This is a genomic window from Paraglaciecola sp. 25GB23A (genome assembly GCF_040012495.1).
Classification (GTDB): domain Bacteria; phylum Pseudomonadota; class Gammaproteobacteria; order Enterobacterales; family Alteromonadaceae; genus Paraglaciecola.
Genome location: NZ_JBDYKM010000002.1, coordinates 25142 through 40395 on the forward strand (window position 1 = coordinate 25142; position 15254 = coordinate 40395).

Genomic DNA, 15254 nt, shown 5'->3' on the forward strand with positions numbered 1-15254 from the left:
TTGTTGAATCTTCTTTATATCCAAGAGACAAGCTTCCTATGAATACCAAAGCCATTGTTGCAGATGATCACCCCTTATTTCGCCTGGCCCTTAAACAAGCAATTGTAGGTATACTGGGTAACAATATATTAGAATCATCTTCATTTGATGACACTTTGCGCCTGCTCGAAACGAATCCAGATGTAGAGCTGATATTTTTAGATTTAAAAATGCCCGGTAACGATGGTTTAACCGGTTTGACTAACTTACGTAATAAATATCCTGACATTTTAGTCGTTATCGTCTCAGCCGAAGAAAATCCTGCCTTAATGCGCAAAGCCATCGACTTTGGTTCAAGTGGGTATATTCCTAAATCAACCCCTTTACCGGTGATTGGTGACGCAGTACGTGAAATATTAGAAGGGCAGTTATGGGTACCTGCTGATATGGCTAAACAAGTTGAGCAGCTTGATAGTCCTGCAGACAAAGACTTTGCTAATAAGTTGACCCAGCTGACGCCTCACCAGTTTAAAGTATTGCAAATGATGGCAGACGGTTTGTTAAACAAACAAATTGCCTATGAGTTAGATGTCAGTGAATCAACTATCAAACAACATGTTTCGGCGGTATTGCACAAACTGGGATTTAATAATCGGACTCAAGCGGGCGTAATGTTTAAGCAACTGTTAGTGGCAGACTAAATAAAGTTAATTGTCTTAAGATATCTATCTTTGTAAAAAGATGATGAGTCCTTAGTTGCTGTCATTGTGAATTTTTTTGACTCTACCCACTTGACCATCTTCAAGTCTCACCTTAATTCCGTGTGGATGATTAGCCGAGTTGGTTAAAATACGCGCTACCACACCTTCGGTCAGTTGTCCGCTTCGTTGATCTTCTTTGAGTACCACTGATACTGTTGCACCGATTTTTACGTTTGCTCGGTTATTTCCACTCATTTGTATTCCTAATTTGGAGTTTAGTAAAATCGCCATGCCACAAAACGACTTGTTTTGCTGCCTTGAGTCATATTAACAGTTTTAATTTCAATGGCCTCAACATAAGCCAAATGTGTATAGATAGGCTTCAGATTTTCCTTTTTTGATACCAAGCTCGTAAACCATTGTACTTGTTTAGCGTAGCTTTTACTTTCGATAATCATTTGTTGAATAAAAGCGAGTTCTCCTCCGATACACCATAATTCATTATGTTGTCCGGCAAAATTGGATTGGAACTTGTCACTCGTTTTAGCCTTGTCAGTCATACTTTGGCGTTTATTTTTATTTCTGGCTAGATTGACATTTTTACGCTGACTGGCTTGGCTTGCTGCCGCAGCACTGGCATGAAAAGGTGGATTACACATGGTAAAGGTAAATGCATCTTGCGGACCAATAATGCCTGTAAATATATCTTGGCTAAGGTATTGCCGGCGCACACTCAAAAAGGGACTAAGAGTAGGGTTGTTGTTGGCAATATTAGCGGCTGATTTTGCTGAAACAGGATCGACTTCACTGCCAACAAACTTCCAACCATATATTTGGCTACCAATAATAGGGTAGATTGCATTAGCGCCTACTCCAATGTCCAATCCGCTAATGGCTGTATCACTTTGTTTTACCTTTATTAAATCAGCTATATGGTGAATATAGTCTGCCCGCCCCGGTACCGGTGGGCAAAGATAACCGGCAGGAATATCCCAGTTTTTAATATTGTAATAATGGGCCAGTAGGGCCGCATTCAGTGTTTTAACTGCTAAAGGCTGGCTAAAATCAATGGTGCTACCGCCGTCTGGCTTTTGAATCACAAATTTAGCTACAGCGGGGTAAGTCTGGCTCAAAAGAGCGAAGTCGTAACCGTTTTTATGCAAATTTTGTATATGCATTATATCAATGGTACCTAATTAAAAAATGAGGGTAGGGTCGTGTACTAACATTTCGTATACTTAATCGCTATGCGGCAACCAACTTGCCCGGAGCATTATAAGTTATTGCGCTATCAAGCAGGTAATTAAATAAACATTTACGCTCTGATGGGAACCAAATGCTTTAGCGCGGGTTCAAAACACGACATCAAGTTCTATTTATGTTGGAAAGCGTTATGAAAAAACTAATTGTGTTGTCATTGCTTTGTTTAGCCTTGACCAGTTGCGCCTCTCGCAACTTATCTGAAACTGAAAAATCATCGATTATAGAAGCCTATATTACAGATGAAAAATTAGAACAACGCAGCACAATCACTGCCTTTAATTTGGACAGCTGGACGCCATTAAGTGATCAATATTTGATCTTACGAACCTCTCCATTTAGGCCTTATTTAGTGAAGTTAGCCTCCCGCTGTCAAGATCTGGATTTTTCACCAACTTTAGTTATTGATTCACGCATGTCTGGCAGTTTAAGCACGGGCTTCGATTCAGTTTATACCCCACAAAATCAAGTCTTCAAATGTTATATCAGCCGCATTTATTCAATGAGCAAAGAGCAAAACAAAGCCATTATCTCGGCAGTTAATCCTAAAGCGGAAGATAAACCAGCGGAAAAGACAGAAGCAGCCGAACAAGACCAAGCCCTTTTAAACCCTTAAGCAAGTTAGCGGCAAAAAATATTGGGCAAATTTTGATTTGCCACGGATTTATTAATTATATTTTTAGTTGTTTTATCAGGCGCTTCAAGGCTGCGGTTTTTATTGGCTTTGGCAGATAATGCAATGCCATATCAATAGCTTCCTTACGAGTCTGCTCACTGCGATCAGCGCTGCTTAGTATGCCGGGTATGACAAAGTTTGGAGTGCTATCTTGCCAATGTTCACGTAATTGTTGGGCGGCTTGAACGCCAGTCAATCCATCATCGAGATGATAATCTAAAAACATTAAATCGGGAGCGTTTTTACATACGTTAATGGCTTGTTTCACATCTTTACTGGCGAATACTGTCGCGCCCCAATTACTGAGTAACTGATTGATGGCGTCTAAGGTACGATCTTCATTTTCGATAACTAAAACCGTTTTGTGTTTTAACAATAGTGAATTGTCGATGACGCTTTCGCGGCTTGGTTTGACCAAAATAGGAGCCTCTATACTGAGCGGCACGCAAACTTCAAAACAACTACCTTTATCAACCACAGAGTGCACATTAACTTTGTGTTCTAATAAACCACTGATGCGTTCAACGATGGTTAAACCGAGTCCTAAACCTTGTGAATTATGTTGCCCATCAAGTTGTTTGAATTCCTTAAAAATTTCATGGTGTTGCTCTGAGGCGATGCCACTACCTGTGTCGATAACGCGAATTTTACACTCAAAACCATGACGTTTTACCGCCACTAAAATGCGGCCTTGTTGGGTGTATCGGATAGCATTTGACACTAAGTTTTGTATGACTCGGCGCAATAATTTTTTGTCTGACACCACACCCAGCGAACACGGAAGGTAATGCAAACTTAAACCCTTTTGCCGAGCCAATAGGGAAAACTCATTAACCAAGGGGCGCAGCAGATCATCGATGAAAAAAGCCTGTTGGTTTACTTTGAGTGCGCCAGAATCGAGTTTAGTCATGTCGAGTAAAGCGGTAAGCAATTCTTCCGCACTACTGAGGGATTGAATTAAACTTTGACTCATATCGGCGAGCTCTTGATTAGGTGCTTTTTCTTTTAGTAAAGCGGCAAATAAGCTGGCGGCGTTAAAAGGTTGCATTAAGTCATGGCCTGCAGCGGCTAAAAATTTTGTTTTACTTTCATTAGCTTGTTCTGCTTCTTTGCGCGCAGCATCTAAGGCTAAATTGGCACTTTGTAGTTCTTGAGTGCGTTGTTCAACTCGATATTCTAACTGTTCTTTGGCCTGTTGCAGTTGTTGTTGGATGTTAATGTAATCGGTAATGTCGCTGTAGGTCGTAACAAATCCGCCGCCGGGTAAGGGGCTACCGTTAACTTCAATCACTTGTCCATTTTCCTGCTCACGGACAAATTTGTAACGGCTGCCAGAGCGCATATATTCAATACGTTTTTCGATTTCTTGTTCGATATCACCACTATCGCCAAACAGACCCCGTTTAGCATTAAATAGCAACAGTTCCCGGATGGATATTCCAACTTTGATAAAACCATTCGGATAAGCAAATAGCTCAATATAGCGCTGATTCCAGGCCAATAAGGTTAAATTACTGTCGAGTACACTTATTCCTTGTTGAATATTTTCTACTGATGACTGCAATACTTCATGATTAAAATGAAAGGTTTGATTGGCCTCTTCAACCAATTCAACCAGTTCTGCCAAGGCCACATCCTTTTTTTCAGCGATGGCTGACAGTAATATTCGAGCGCTGACGTTACCTATTTGTCCGGCTAATTCACTTTCGATACTGTCGAGTAATTTAGGGCTGGCATAGTTGGCATGCTGATTGGGTGGCAATTGTTTTAATAAGGACAAATGGCGCTCTTTACCTAGCACTTTTTCAGTAATCGCTAATAAATTAGCTATCTTGGTAGCCTTGTTTAAAGCGGTAAATAAAGGTGCTTGTGCATCAAGCAGGCTATTGCGTTGACTTGGCCAAAGCCATGAAACTAATACAAAACAGGAAAGGTTGACCAATAAACTTAAGGCAAACCCTTGCGCCAGTTGCAAATCACTAGGGGCTTGGTCAAAGTAATAGCTGGCCTTAATGCTTGGCCATAATAACCAATAACACCAGCAGGCCGCCCCGACGATTAATGCGATTTGCGCTGCCACTTTATTACGTTTTTTCCAATACAAACCTCCGATTATAATCGGCATTGTTTGCGATAATAAGGCGATAGCAATGATGCCACTATTAACGAGTGGTGAAGCTTGGCTGATATCTTGATGGTAGACAAAGGCCACGCCCATTACCACGACAACCGTTAAACGTCTGATCAACATAATCGCATTAGGCGTGAGGTTATGTTGCATTAATGTTTTCAGCTGAATTTTGAGCCATAGGGGGGTGGCTAGATTATTCGAAATCATAATACCCATGGCCAGTGTCGCAACTATTACCATACTGGTGGCGGCTGAGAGTCCGCCAATAAACGCAATTAAACTAATGCTCGCGTTGCCACTGGCAACAGGCAACGCCAAGGCGTAGGTATCGCTGCTCATATAATTAATATCACTCGGATCACCGCTGAAGATAATGTGACCGGCAATGGCAATAGGTAAAACAAAAAGTGACATAGCAATTAGATAAAGAGGAAACAACCAACGGGCCGTGCGTAACTCTTCGCTGCCATTATTTTCAACAAAATTGATGTGGAACTGCCTTGGCAAACAAAACATTGAGCAAATACCCAATAATACATGGCTGGCAAATACCCAATAAGCCGAATCTGCCTCAACAATTTGTAGACTGCGCGGATGTGCTTGGGCTTGACCTAATAAATCTAGCACACCATCAAAAAGTCCGTAGCAAACATATAAACCAACCAGCAAGAGCGCAACTAATTTCACCACCGATTCAAAGGCAATAGTTAACATTAAGCCGGGATGTTTCTCGGTTAAATTGAGAGAACGTGTGCCAAATAATATCGCAAACAAGGCCATCAGTGCCGCCACATAAGCCCCGATGTTGGCTGACCAACCTGCATCTAAACCCGCCACAATACTGATCCCTTGAGTAACAGCATCAAGTTGCAAGGCGATATAGGGAATAACCCCCATAAAACACAATATGGTGACTAAGGCGGCTAACAAATGTGATTTGTCGTAACGTAAGCTAATAAAGTCAGCAAGTGAACTGACTTGATGCTGATGACATAACAGGGCGATGCGTCTAAGGACGGGGTGAGCGAATAAAAAAACTGCAATTATACCTAGATAAGTGGGAACAAAAGCCCAGCCATATTGTGCCGCTTGGGTAGTGGTGCCAAAAAACGCCCATGAAGTACAGTGCACGCCTAAGGCTAAACTGTAGATATAAGGATGTTGCTGTTGTGCTCGTTTTCGTTTGTCGGCCCAAAAGGCCAGTGCAAACAATAATAGCAAATAGCAGAAAACGGCAATGGAAACTGTCCAAACACTCAGCATAGGTAAACCAAAATAATCTGTTAAGTCGTACTTTACCTGTTCACTAACTTACAGCAAAGCGCTGTTTTTAAAGCCTAAACGTAAATTTCTGCATAAAATATTAAAATCTGCGTGTTTTTACTCTTGAAGCCGCTAAAACAAGCCCCATTAATAGCTGCAATCCATATTGCACTAGAGAAAAAGAAAACGGAGTCACGCATGTCGAAACCCACACCTGAACAAGAACAAGAATTGGCTCAAGCAGCTGAACAAGTAGACGCAACATCCAATATACCGGAAGGCGTTGAAGGTGAACTTCAGAGTCCAGAAGAACAGCGTATTGCTGAACTTGAAGCTGCGTTACAAGCTTCTGAAGCAAAATTTGCTGAACAAAAAGATTCTGTAATGCGTGCAATTGCAGATGCAGAAAATGTACGTAAACGTGCTGAAGGTGAAATTGACAAGGCACGTAAATTCGCTCTCGAGCGTTTTGCCGGTGAGTTATTGCCTGTAGCAGATAATTTGGAACGGGCTTTACAAGTTGCCGATCCTACTAATGAAGCAATAAAAGGTGTGGTTGAAGGTGTTGAGTTAACCCTCAAGTCTTTTGTCAACACCATAGAAAAATTTGGTTTGAAAGTGATTGATCCGCAAGGGCAACCTTTTAATCCAGAACAACATCAAGCTATGGGTATGCAAGAAAATGCTGAATTACCACCTAATACGGTAATGGCAGTGATGCAAAAAGGTTATGAAATTAACGGACGCCTATTACGTCCTGCAATGGTCATGGTCACACGCGCACCAGAAAGTGGTGTTGACGTCCAAGCTTAAACAAAAAAAGTGCACTAAAAAGATAAGATTTTTATTAACAGATATTGAAAATAGAAATAATAACCCCACAAAGTGTACAGGCTTTTAGAACTATATTTGGAGATTAACTAATGGGTAGAATCATTGGCATAGATTTAGGAACAACTAACTCTTGTATTGCTATATTAGACGGCGGCAAAGCCAAAGTCATTGAAAACGCAGAGGGCGATCGTACAACTCCCTCAATCATCGCTTATACACAAGACGGCGAAATATTAGTGGGTTCACCTGCTAAACGCCAAGCTGTAACCAATCCTAAAAACACCTTGTTTGCTATCAAGCGTTTGATTGGTCGTCGTTTTGAAGACAAAGAAGTGCAACGTGACATCGATATTATGCCTTACAACATTGTTAAGGCTGATAATGGCGATGCATGGGTAGAAGCGAAAGGCGAGAAAATGGCGCCACCGCAAATTTCTGCTGAAGTATTGAAAAAAATGAAAAAAACCGCCGAAGACTACTTAGGCGAAGAAGTCACCGCAGCGGTTATCACCGTACCTGCTTACTTCAATGATTCACAACGCCAAGCAACTAAAGATGCCGGTCGAATTGCCGGTCTAGATGTTAAACGTATTATCAACGAGCCTACTGCTGCTGCTCTTGCCTACGGTATGGACAAGAAAAAAGGCGATAGCGTTGTTGCAGTATATGACTTAGGTGGCGGTACATTCGACATTTCAATCATTGAAATCGACGAAGCTGATGGCGAACATACTTTTGAAGTATTAGCGACCAATGGTGACACTCACTTAGGTGGTGAAGATTTTGATAACCAAGTTATTAATTACTTGGTTGCTGAATTCAAGAAAGACAGTGGCATCGACTTACGTAAAGATCCATTGGCAATGCAACGTCTGAAAGAAGCCGGTGAGAAAGCGAAGATTGAATTATCTTCAGCGCAACAAACCGAAGTTAACTTACCCTACGTGACTGCGGATGCATCTGGTCCTAAGCATTTAGCCATTAAACTAACCCGTGCTAAATTAGAGTCATTGGTTGAAAAAATGGTTCAAGCGACGTTAGAGCCGCTTAAGCAAGCACTAGCCGATGCTGACCTAACCGTTAATGATATCAACGATATCATCTTGGTTGGTGGTCAAACACGTATGCCATTAGTACAAAAGTATGTGACTGAATTTTTTGGTAAAGAGCCACGTAAAGATGTAAACCCTGATGAAGCAGTTGCCGTAGGTGCAGCGATTCAAGGTGGGGTATTATCTGGTGATGTTAAAGATGTATTGTTACTAGACGTAACGCCTCTGTCTTTAGGTATTGAAACAATGGGCGGTGTTATGACAGCGCTTATCGAGAAAAATACCACTGTACCAACCAAAAAGTCTCAAACCTTCTCAACGGCTGAAGATAATCAAGCTGCGGTAACGGTTCACGTATTACAAGGCGAGCGTAAGCAAGCCGCGGGCAATAAGTCTTTAGGTCAGTTTAATCTAGAGGGTATACGCCCAGCTCAGCGCGGTGCACCGCAAATCGAAGTAACTTTTGACATCGATGCTGACGGTATTTTGCATGTGTCTGCTAAAGACAAAGATACCAATAAAGAGCAAAAAATCACTATCAAAGCATCTTCTGGTTTAAGTGAAGATGAAATTGAAAAAATGGTACAAGATGCAGAAGCGAACAAAGACGCAGATGCTAAGTTTGAAGAATTAGTTCAAGCTCGTAACCAAGCCGATGGCATGGTGCACGGTACACGTAAGCAAGTTGAAGAAGCTGGCGACGCCTTAAGCGACGAAGATAAAGCTGAAATCGAAACGGCTATTACCGCGCTTGAAAAAGCCATCAAAGGCGACGACAAAGCGGAAATTGAAGCTAAAACGCAAGAGTTAATCCAAGCGTCTGCGAAGTTGATGGAAGTTGCTCAAGCTAAAGCTGCTTCTCAGGGTGCAGAACCTAAAGATGCTGGTGCTGAAGCGAAGCAAGATGACGATGTTGTTGACGCTGAGTTTGAAGAAGTAAAAGACGATAAGAAGTAAATCTTATTGAAAGCATCAATGGGGACAGAGTTAACTGTGGCCCCATTGATACAAACTTGGCGCAGCGGATAAACCGACTTGCGCCTTGTTTGTTTTAGAAAATCTTAAAATAACTGTTAAAAACAGTAAGAACAAACTTATCAGGATACACAAGCGATATGTCGAAGCGAGATTATTATGAAGTGTTGGGCGTCGAGAAAGGTGCCGCCGAGCGCGATATAAAAAAGGCCTATAAACGCCTTGCGATGAAGTATCACCCCGATCGTAATCAGGGTGATAAAGCCATGGAAGAGAAATTTAAAGAAATTCAAGAAGCCCATGAAATCTTAACCGATTCGCAAAAACGCGCGGCATATGACCAATATGGTCATGCAGGTGTTGATCCTAACCGTGGCGGTGGTCGAGGCCAGCAGGGTGCTGATTTCGGTGATATCTTCGGTGATGTGTTTGGCGATATTTTTGGTGGCGGTGGTCGCGGCGGCAGACAGTCTCGCGCTCGTCAAGGCTCAGACCTACGTTACAACCTTGAGCTTTCTCTGGAAGAAGCGGTACGTGGCAAAAGTGTTGAAATTCGAGTTCCAACCTTAGTCGAGTGTGATACTTGCGACGGTTCAGGCGCGAAGAAGGGCTCTAGTCCGGTTACCTGTTCTACCTGTCATGGTCAAGGTCAAGTGCAAATGCGTCAGGGCTTTTTTGCCGTGCAGCAAACGTGTCCAACCTGTTCGGGTAAAGGCAAAATTATTAAAGACCCTTGTGGCTCTTGCCGTGGTCATGGGCGTATTGAAAAAACCAAGACGCTTTCGGTTAAAGTACCTGCCGGTGTTGATACGGGTGACCGCATTCGCCTTACAGGTGAAGGTGAAGCTGGAGAAATGGGAGCGCCAGCTGGCGATCTCTATGTTCAAGTGCATGTTAAAGAGCACAAAATATTTACCCGTGAAGGCAACAATTTATACTGTGAAGTGCCTTTAAGTTTTACCCGTGCAGCTTTAGGTGGGGAAATTGAAGTTCCAACCCTAGAAGGTAAGGTAAAATTAAAAGTAACAGCTGAAACACAAACCGGCAAAATGTTCCGTTTACGGGATAAAGGTGTTAAATCAGTCCGCAGTGGTAATGTTGGTGACCTGATTTGTAAAGTTGTTATCGAAACGCCGGTTAACTTAAGTGCTCGTCAAAAAGAATTGCTAGAAGAACTAGAAGATTCGATGGGCAAAGGCAAAGATGTGGCTAAGAATCGACCTAAAGAAAGCGGATTCTTTGATGGTGTTAAAAAGTTTTTTGACGATTTAACCAATTAAACTAAGCTGTATTTGTCCCCAAAACCGCTCATTTGAGCGGTTTTTTTATGGGTATGAAAAAATAGTAATTTATGAAACCATACTACTTTATTTAAATTGAGAATGAATATGAAAAAGTTATGTGGTGTTTTACTCGGCTTGTGTATCGCTTTTAGCAGTGTTGCTGAACAGGCATCAAAGGAAAGTGTTAATAAGTTAATGCAATTAACCGGCGCGGGCGATCTCGGTACTCAAATGATGAATCAAATGCTGCCAGCCATGCAGAAAATGATACCCGATGCGCCTGCTGCATTTTGGGATACCTTTAAACAAGAAATGGATGCCAAGGAACTTATGGCTGCCATTGTGCCGGTGTACCAAAAGCAACTAAGTGAAGAAGATATTCAAGCGATTCTAAGCTTTTACTCTACTCCTGCAGGTAAAAAGTTAATTTCGGCACAACCTGCCATCATGCAAGAGTCGATGATAATTGGCCAACAATGGGGACAACAAGTATTTATGCGTGCTAAAAAGAAGTTTGATGCCAAAGCCGCCAATTAGCATCACCGTAATGCCTCTGAGCTATATACTCACATACTTAGGTTAATTATCTTGTCTGTGGTGCGTTATTTGGTTTATACGATTTTTATATAAAGGACAAAGCAAATGCTAAAGCGTATCCATCATGCCGCGATCATCTGTTCAGACTATCATCGCTCCAAGAGTTTTTATACTGAGATATTAGGCTTGACCATCATTGCTGAAAATTATCGGGTGGAGAGACAATCGTACAAACTCGATTTAGCCTTACCAGATGGTGGTCAAATTGAATTATTTTCTTTTCCTGCCCCTCCGTCACGACCAAGTCATCCTGAAGCGAGAGGCCTGCGCCATTTGGCTTTTGTGGTTGAGTCGGTAGCTCAAGTGAAACAAACTCTAGAAGAGCAGGGGATTGCAGTTGAAGCTATCAGAATTGACGAGTATACCGGTAAAGCCTTTACATTTTTTAGTGATCCTGATGGCTTGCCACTGGAATTGTATCAAGCGTAACGCTATCACTAGCCAATAAAAAAATAGGGTGACAAACTATCGTTTGTGATTAATTATCCGAATTTGAATAGACGAGATGCTGATGGATATTTAGAAGTCAATTTGAGTCAATATGCCAATAATGTTAATACTTAACTAGGAATTTACCTCGGCTTTGATAACTCGTCGACAATTTATCATCTGGCTAGGCTTACTAGGTTTGAGTCCAAGGCTAACTTTTGCCAAACAACAAGGAGAAAATCCCATGTACGGATTAATTGGACAAATACTGTGTGTTGAGGGAAAGCGCAGTGAACTGGCTACTATATTATTGAACGGTATTGCGGATATGCCAGGTTGCATCAGCTATATCATCGCTGAAGACAAAACAGAAGAAAATGCCCTGTGGGTGAGTGAAGTTTGGACAGATGAAACCCATCATAAAGCGTCTATTAACCTACCTTCTGTGCAGGCTGCAATTAAATTAGGACGCCCCTTGATTACTGGTTTTGGTGAGCGTTTTGAAACATGCCCAATTGGCGGTAAGGGTCTTTAATCAAGCTGTGGTAAAGCTAAGGTTATGAAGCGAACGCAATAAAAACCAGAAAGCAAGCCAAACCAAATTCGGTTTAGCTTGCGTAAAGAATTCTGATTATTGCTGTTTAGTTTGGATAAAGTTAACTACATCAGTAGCTTGGCGAGTTTCAGAAAACTCAGTTAAGCCTTTACCTGCACAGCTCACGTTATTGGCGTCTAATACTAGGTCAAGAACGCGTTGTTTAGAGCTTGCGATAACCCCTACTTGACGTTCAATAGAGCGCTTAAACAAACCTACATCATTATTTACTGCGGCTTTACAGAAGCTAGCAAACTCGGTGTCACCAACAAATTTAACGTTCTTAGCACTTTCAAGTCCAGCCATAGCATTGAAAGACAAGCATGCTGCAGATACTACGATAGAAACAAATAACTTTTTCATATTCAATACTCCATTAATAATTAGTTTGTGAAAGAGAGATGTTCTTCAAATCTCGATACTAATGGTAATTAAATTACAGAAAAATGTTGTATTTTCTTTGTTTCGCTTTATTTGAGTTTATGTAAAAACTCTTTGTTAATTAATTAACATATTTTAAGTTGTTGAAATATAAGTTAATTATTTTTGGCGTTATATTCGTTTTGTTTGCTTTTTAGATTTTATGTTCTTAAAGGGTATGTAATTTAATTACAGTTTGGCTTATTTAAATAGGCGAATACAAAAAAGTTACATTTTTTGGTGGTTTTAGCATGAAATTCTTAGAGGCTCAATTGAGTAATGCATTGCAAAACCAGCTCTTTAAAGCGAGAGACTGTATTTTAATCCCAGCTGAATACGAGAGTTGCCCTCGTAAAGTTCGATTTTACTAAACCAATTTAGTTGCTTAATAGACTCAATCGACGATTCAAGTTCGGCTGAAAACCCATGGCCAGTGGATAAAAAGTCTTCGGTTAATTCGGCCCTTTGACCAAAATTATCATCTACAAAGCTATAATAAATAAATAATTCAGCGGGCAAGGACATTAATTTGAACTCAGATGTGAGGCTAGCAACATATTTGAATTCTTGTTCGGCAATATTACCAATGATCTCTAGCCCATAGCTGACATCCGTTTGGCTGCTAAAGCGCATTTCACCCCGCGCATAATTAGCGTTTAAGATCCGCTCAAAGCCAAGCTCATAAGCGAAATCATTGCTCACTGAACTCGAAAATTCAACTTCGATAAAATTGAGTTGCTCAGCAAAACCTAATGCCTGCGACGAACGTGTATCGGATAGTTCTCCTACTACCCATTCAAATTTCCCTGATTGGCTTGCAACGACGTGTCTGATCCCTTGAATCCAACCTTCTTTTGATAAGCCTGTTGAAGATACTCGTCCTTTATATGTGGGGATCACCCCCACTTCGGTCTTAGTGTTCTCACTTTCATATCGGACAAATAAGCGGCGCAGATAAAAAGTGTCGCTAGTACTAGCATTAATGGTGTTGTGACTCGAAGAAAAGTCATCCCCGGTTATCGCATAGCCGTGAAGACTCCAGTTTTGATTAACTTGAAAAGACGGTGTAACACTGAGTTTGTACTGAAATCTCGCATCTCGTGAAGAACGATCATCAATGCGCAAAGCACTACTTACTTTGGTATTAAAGTCGCTCGCTTGACTAGACGGCATGCATAACAACAGTAAAGTGAAGCTAAAAATTAGGCGTTTCATTAGGTAACATACCATCGAGTTGTGTCTTGCTGACCTGATATCATTTGTTAACCACCACCCATTCGCTTCTATTTCTGCGCTCAAGTAAAGATTAAGCTTTGGGTAGTGTCGGGTGTCGGGCGTCGAATGCCGGGCGCCAAGCTTTTAGCCCTTCGACCTAGTGGTATTTAATCATCTGCACGGAAAGTCTTATGGCAGCCTGAACAACTGTCTTTGACCTCTTTTAAATTTTTCATCAGTGTTGCAAGTTCAGCTTTGTCGGCTTTCTGTGAGAGGGCAAGACTGGCTAGTTGAAAATCCTTTGCACGAGCGGTAAAGTCATTAGGTTGCGACCATATAGTGTTTAATGCATCGGTATCTAAGCCAGCATCTTGGCCTGTTCCAAGTGGAAACCACTGAGGTAATTCTGCGGCATGTTTGGACAAAAGCCTTGCTTGTTGTTGAATAAGACTCAATTCTGGGCTGTCTGATTTTAATTGTTGATTAATGGTTTTCATCGCCTTACCTAATTCTTTAAGTTTTTGCTGGCGAGATTCAACGATTGAGGTAGCGTCCGAGGCATTTGCATTCGCGCCTATATATAAAGGTAATGCAAATAGACCACTGATTAACAGTGCATGCAGAAAAGTAGGTTTGCTGTGTTTTAATTTCATGGTTTTTCTCATAGTCATTTTATTAATAATATAACAAGTGCTAGGTGCACCCAATCTCAAGTCCAAGCTAAGGTGAAGACTTGATTCAAAACATCAACCCACTTTGCCCCAGTTCAATTCTAAGCGAATTTACTATTTAAGATCAAAGGTTGAGCGATGATAAAGCTGTTATTTGTGTCAATCCCAGATTTTTTGGGATAGTCGCTTATGGAATACTGGGCGTTGGGCTTAACTGAGTTAATATAGGTGCCAAGCTAAGGTCTGAAATTTTCTTATTTTAAAAGTGTCTCGATAATGAAAAAAACACAATTAATTCACACAAAGGTATGGGATTGGCCCGTTCGCATCATTCATTGGGCATGGGTCTTATTGTTTGGCTTGCTATGGTTAACTGCAGAAAATGATGAAATGGACTTTCATCGATATGCTGGTTACGCCATGGTGTGCCTATTGGTTTTTCGTATTTATTGGGGCTTTAAGGGCAGTAATACCGCCAAATTCAGCTACTTCGTTGAAAGCCCTATTAGTACATGGCGCTATGCCAAAGAGCGACAAAATCAGCCTGTGCAGACAAAGCTTGGACACAACCCTTTAGGTGCGTACAGCATCTTACTGGTTTTAGCTTTACTAGTAGGCCAAGTGCTGACAGGATTGTTTGCCATTGATGTTGATGGTTGGGAGGCTGGCCCGTTAAATCACTATGTATCATTTGAAACAGGTCGCCTATGCGCGACATGGCATGAATATTTGTTTAACACTCTACTGGGGTGGTTAGTGCTGCATGTATGCGCTATTGCCTATTACTATTGGGGGAAAAAGCAAAATTTACTCTTACCCATGCTTAGTGGTAAAACCACGCATATTCAAAATGCGATGTTTAAACCTGCTCATTTGAAGCATTATATTATTGGTCTGGTCATAATTTCTGTGCTGCTCTGGCTAATGCTGCGTTAGTGTTTAGAGCCAACAATGTAATTGCATTGCTGGCTGCGTCTTACTTGTAATACCAATAAATAGCAATCACTTGCTACTGCGGATGGCTGTTAGTTCCATTGTTTTCCTTCTTACCCCTCATCAATTACTCAACTTGTCGAGTGAAAAATGTGTAAATAAACAGTTGTTTAGCAGGTGTAGTCACAAACTTGTCACTTTTCTTTCATAGATATTTCGCATAACTAGGCTAAGTTCGAG

15 protein-coding genes are annotated in these 15254 nt (G+C 41.3%); 9 read left to right on the forward strand and 6 right to left on the reverse strand.

Annotation, left to right across the window (positions count from 1 at the left end):
• The first annotated feature begins 38 nt into the window (after positions 1-38).
• Entirely contained in the window at positions 39-680 is a 642-nt protein-coding gene (locus tag ABKW31_RS05290) for a response regulator transcription factor (protein WP_348615226.1), read from the forward strand.
• A gap of 51 nt (positions 681-731) precedes the next feature.
• Here the strand turns inward: ABKW31_RS05290 and ABKW31_RS05295 are convergent, their stop codons facing one another.
• Both ABKW31_RS05295 and rlmF read right to left on the reverse strand, forming a co-directional pair.
• The gene (locus ABKW31_RS05295; protein WP_348615227.1) at positions 732-935 is read right to left on the reverse strand and encodes a YwbE family protein; all 204 of its coding nucleotides are present in this window, start codon (positions 933-935) and stop codon (positions 732-734) included.
• 20 nt (positions 936-955) lie between these two features.
• Positions 956-1858, reverse strand: coding sequence for a 23S rRNA (adenine(1618)-N(6))-methyltransferase RlmF (gene rlmF / locus ABKW31_RS05300; RefSeq protein ID WP_348615228.1), 903 nt, complete (start codon positions 1856-1858; stop codon positions 956-958).
• Between the two features lie 215 nt (positions 1859-2073).
• On the opposite strand from rlmF, the gene ABKW31_RS05305 reads away from it, so the two are divergent.
• Positions 2074-2556, forward strand: coding sequence for a DUF6491 family protein (locus ABKW31_RS05305; protein WP_348615229.1), 483 nt, complete (start codon positions 2074-2076; stop codon positions 2554-2556).
• 55 nt (positions 2557-2611) lie between these two features.
• Here ABKW31_RS05305 and ABKW31_RS05310 read toward each other — a convergent pair whose 3' ends face one another.
• A complete protein-coding gene (locus ABKW31_RS05310) occupies positions 2612-6010 on the reverse strand; it encodes a PAS-domain containing protein (protein WP_348615230.1) in 3399 nt (1132 codons plus the stop codon).
• A gap of 198 nt (positions 6011-6208) precedes the next feature.
• Between ABKW31_RS05310 and grpE the strand changes: the two genes are divergently transcribed.
• From grpE to ABKW31_RS05340, 6 genes are all read left to right on the forward strand, one after another.
• On the forward strand, positions 6209-6823 hold the full coding sequence (gene grpE, locus ABKW31_RS05315; RefSeq protein WP_348615231.1) for a nucleotide exchange factor GrpE: 615 nt from the start codon (positions 6209-6211) through the stop codon (positions 6821-6823).
• Positions 6824-6933: 110 nt separating this feature from the next.
• On the forward strand, positions 6934-8853 hold the full coding sequence (gene dnaK / locus ABKW31_RS05320; RefSeq protein ID WP_348615232.1) for a molecular chaperone DnaK: 1920 nt from the start codon (positions 6934-6936) through the stop codon (positions 8851-8853).
• Positions 8854-9011: 158 nt separating this feature from the next.
• Positions 9012-10151, forward strand: coding sequence for a molecular chaperone DnaJ (gene dnaJ / locus ABKW31_RS05325; RefSeq protein ID WP_348615233.1), 1140 nt, complete (start codon positions 9012-9014; stop codon positions 10149-10151).
• 108 nt (positions 10152-10259) lie between these two features.
• A complete protein-coding gene (locus ABKW31_RS05330; protein WP_348615234.1) occupies positions 10260-10691 on the forward strand; it encodes a DUF2059 domain-containing protein in 432 nt (143 codons plus the stop codon).
• Between the two features lie 105 nt (positions 10692-10796).
• A complete protein-coding gene (locus ABKW31_RS05335; RefSeq protein ID WP_348615235.1) occupies positions 10797-11180 on the forward strand; it encodes a VOC family protein in 384 nt (127 codons plus the stop codon).
• Positions 11181-11424: 244 nt separating this feature from the next.
• Positions 11425-11715, forward strand: a complete 291-nt coding sequence (locus ABKW31_RS05340) for a putative quinol monooxygenase (protein ID WP_348615236.1) — start codon at positions 11425-11427, stop codon at positions 11713-11715.
• Positions 11716-11811: 96 nt separating this feature from the next.
• Here ABKW31_RS05340 and ABKW31_RS05345 read toward each other — a convergent pair whose 3' ends face one another.
• The 3 genes from ABKW31_RS05345 to ABKW31_RS05355 form a co-directional block, all read right to left on the reverse strand.
• On the reverse strand, positions 11812-12138 hold the full coding sequence (locus ABKW31_RS05345) for a hypothetical protein (RefSeq protein WP_348615237.1): 327 nt from the start codon (positions 12136-12138) through the stop codon (positions 11812-11814).
• A 357-nt stretch (positions 12139-12495) separates the two neighbouring features.
• Positions 12496-13410: a hypothetical protein gene (locus tag ABKW31_RS05350; RefSeq protein WP_348615238.1), complete on the reverse strand. Its 915-nt coding sequence runs from the start codon at positions 13408-13410 to the stop codon at positions 12496-12498.
• Positions 13411-13577: 167 nt separating this feature from the next.
• Positions 13578-14063, reverse strand: coding sequence for a cytochrome c (locus tag ABKW31_RS05355; protein WP_348615239.1), 486 nt, complete (start codon positions 14061-14063; stop codon positions 13578-13580).
• Positions 14064-14357: 294 nt separating this feature from the next.
• Here ABKW31_RS05355 and ABKW31_RS05360 point away from each other — a divergent pair, with 294 nt between their 5' ends.
• Complete coding sequence (locus tag ABKW31_RS05360) at positions 14358-15017, forward strand: cytochrome b/b6 domain-containing protein (protein ID WP_348615240.1); 660 nt, start codon at positions 14358-14360, stop codon at positions 15015-15017.
• The last annotated feature ends 237 nt before the right edge of the window (positions 15018-15254 follow it).

Bases quoted from the DNA above. Each gene is read 5' to 3' on its own strand.
- ABKW31_RS05290 (WP_348615226.1), top strand. From the start codon at position 39: ATGAATACCAAAGCCATTGTTGCAGATGATCACCCCTTATTTCGCCTG.
- ABKW31_RS05295 (WP_348615227.1), bottom strand. From the start codon at position 935: ATGAGTGGAAATAACCGAGCAAACGTAAAAATCGGTGCAACAGTATCA.
- rlmF (WP_348615228.1), bottom strand. From the start codon at position 1,858: ATGCATATACAAAATTTGCATAAAAACGGTTACGACTTCGCTCTTTTG.
- ABKW31_RS05305 (WP_348615229.1), top strand. From the start codon at position 2,074: ATGAAAAAACTAATTGTGTTGTCATTGCTTTGTTTAGCCTTGACCAGT.
- ABKW31_RS05310 (WP_348615230.1), bottom strand. From the start codon at position 6,010: ATGCTGAGTGTTTGGACAGTTTCCATTGCCGTTTTCTGCTATTTGCTA.
- grpE (WP_348615231.1), top strand. From the start codon at position 6,209: ATGTCGAAACCCACACCTGAACAAGAACAAGAATTGGCTCAAGCAGCT.
- dnaK (WP_348615232.1), top strand. From the start codon at position 6,934: ATGGGTAGAATCATTGGCATAGATTTAGGAACAACTAACTCTTGTATT.
- dnaJ (WP_348615233.1), top strand. From the start codon at position 9,012: ATGTCGAAGCGAGATTATTATGAAGTGTTGGGCGTCGAGAAAGGTGCC.
- ABKW31_RS05330 (WP_348615234.1), top strand. From the start codon at position 10,260: ATGAAAAAGTTATGTGGTGTTTTACTCGGCTTGTGTATCGCTTTTAGC.
- ABKW31_RS05335 (WP_348615235.1), top strand. From the start codon at position 10,797: ATGCTAAAGCGTATCCATCATGCCGCGATCATCTGTTCAGACTATCAT.
- ABKW31_RS05340 (WP_348615236.1), top strand. From the start codon at position 11,425: ATGTACGGATTAATTGGACAAATACTGTGTGTTGAGGGAAAGCGCAGT.
- ABKW31_RS05345 (WP_348615237.1), bottom strand. From the start codon at position 12,138: ATGAAAAAGTTATTTGTTTCTATCGTAGTATCTGCAGCATGCTTGTCT.
- ABKW31_RS05350 (WP_348615238.1), bottom strand. From the start codon at position 13,410: ATGAAACGCCTAATTTTTAGCTTCACTTTACTGTTGTTATGCATGCCG.
- ABKW31_RS05355 (WP_348615239.1), bottom strand. From the start codon at position 14,063: ATGAAATTAAAACACAGCAAACCTACTTTTCTGCATGCACTGTTAATC.
- ABKW31_RS05360 (WP_348615240.1), top strand. From the start codon at position 14,358: ATGAAAAAAACACAATTAATTCACACAAAGGTATGGGATTGGCCCGTT.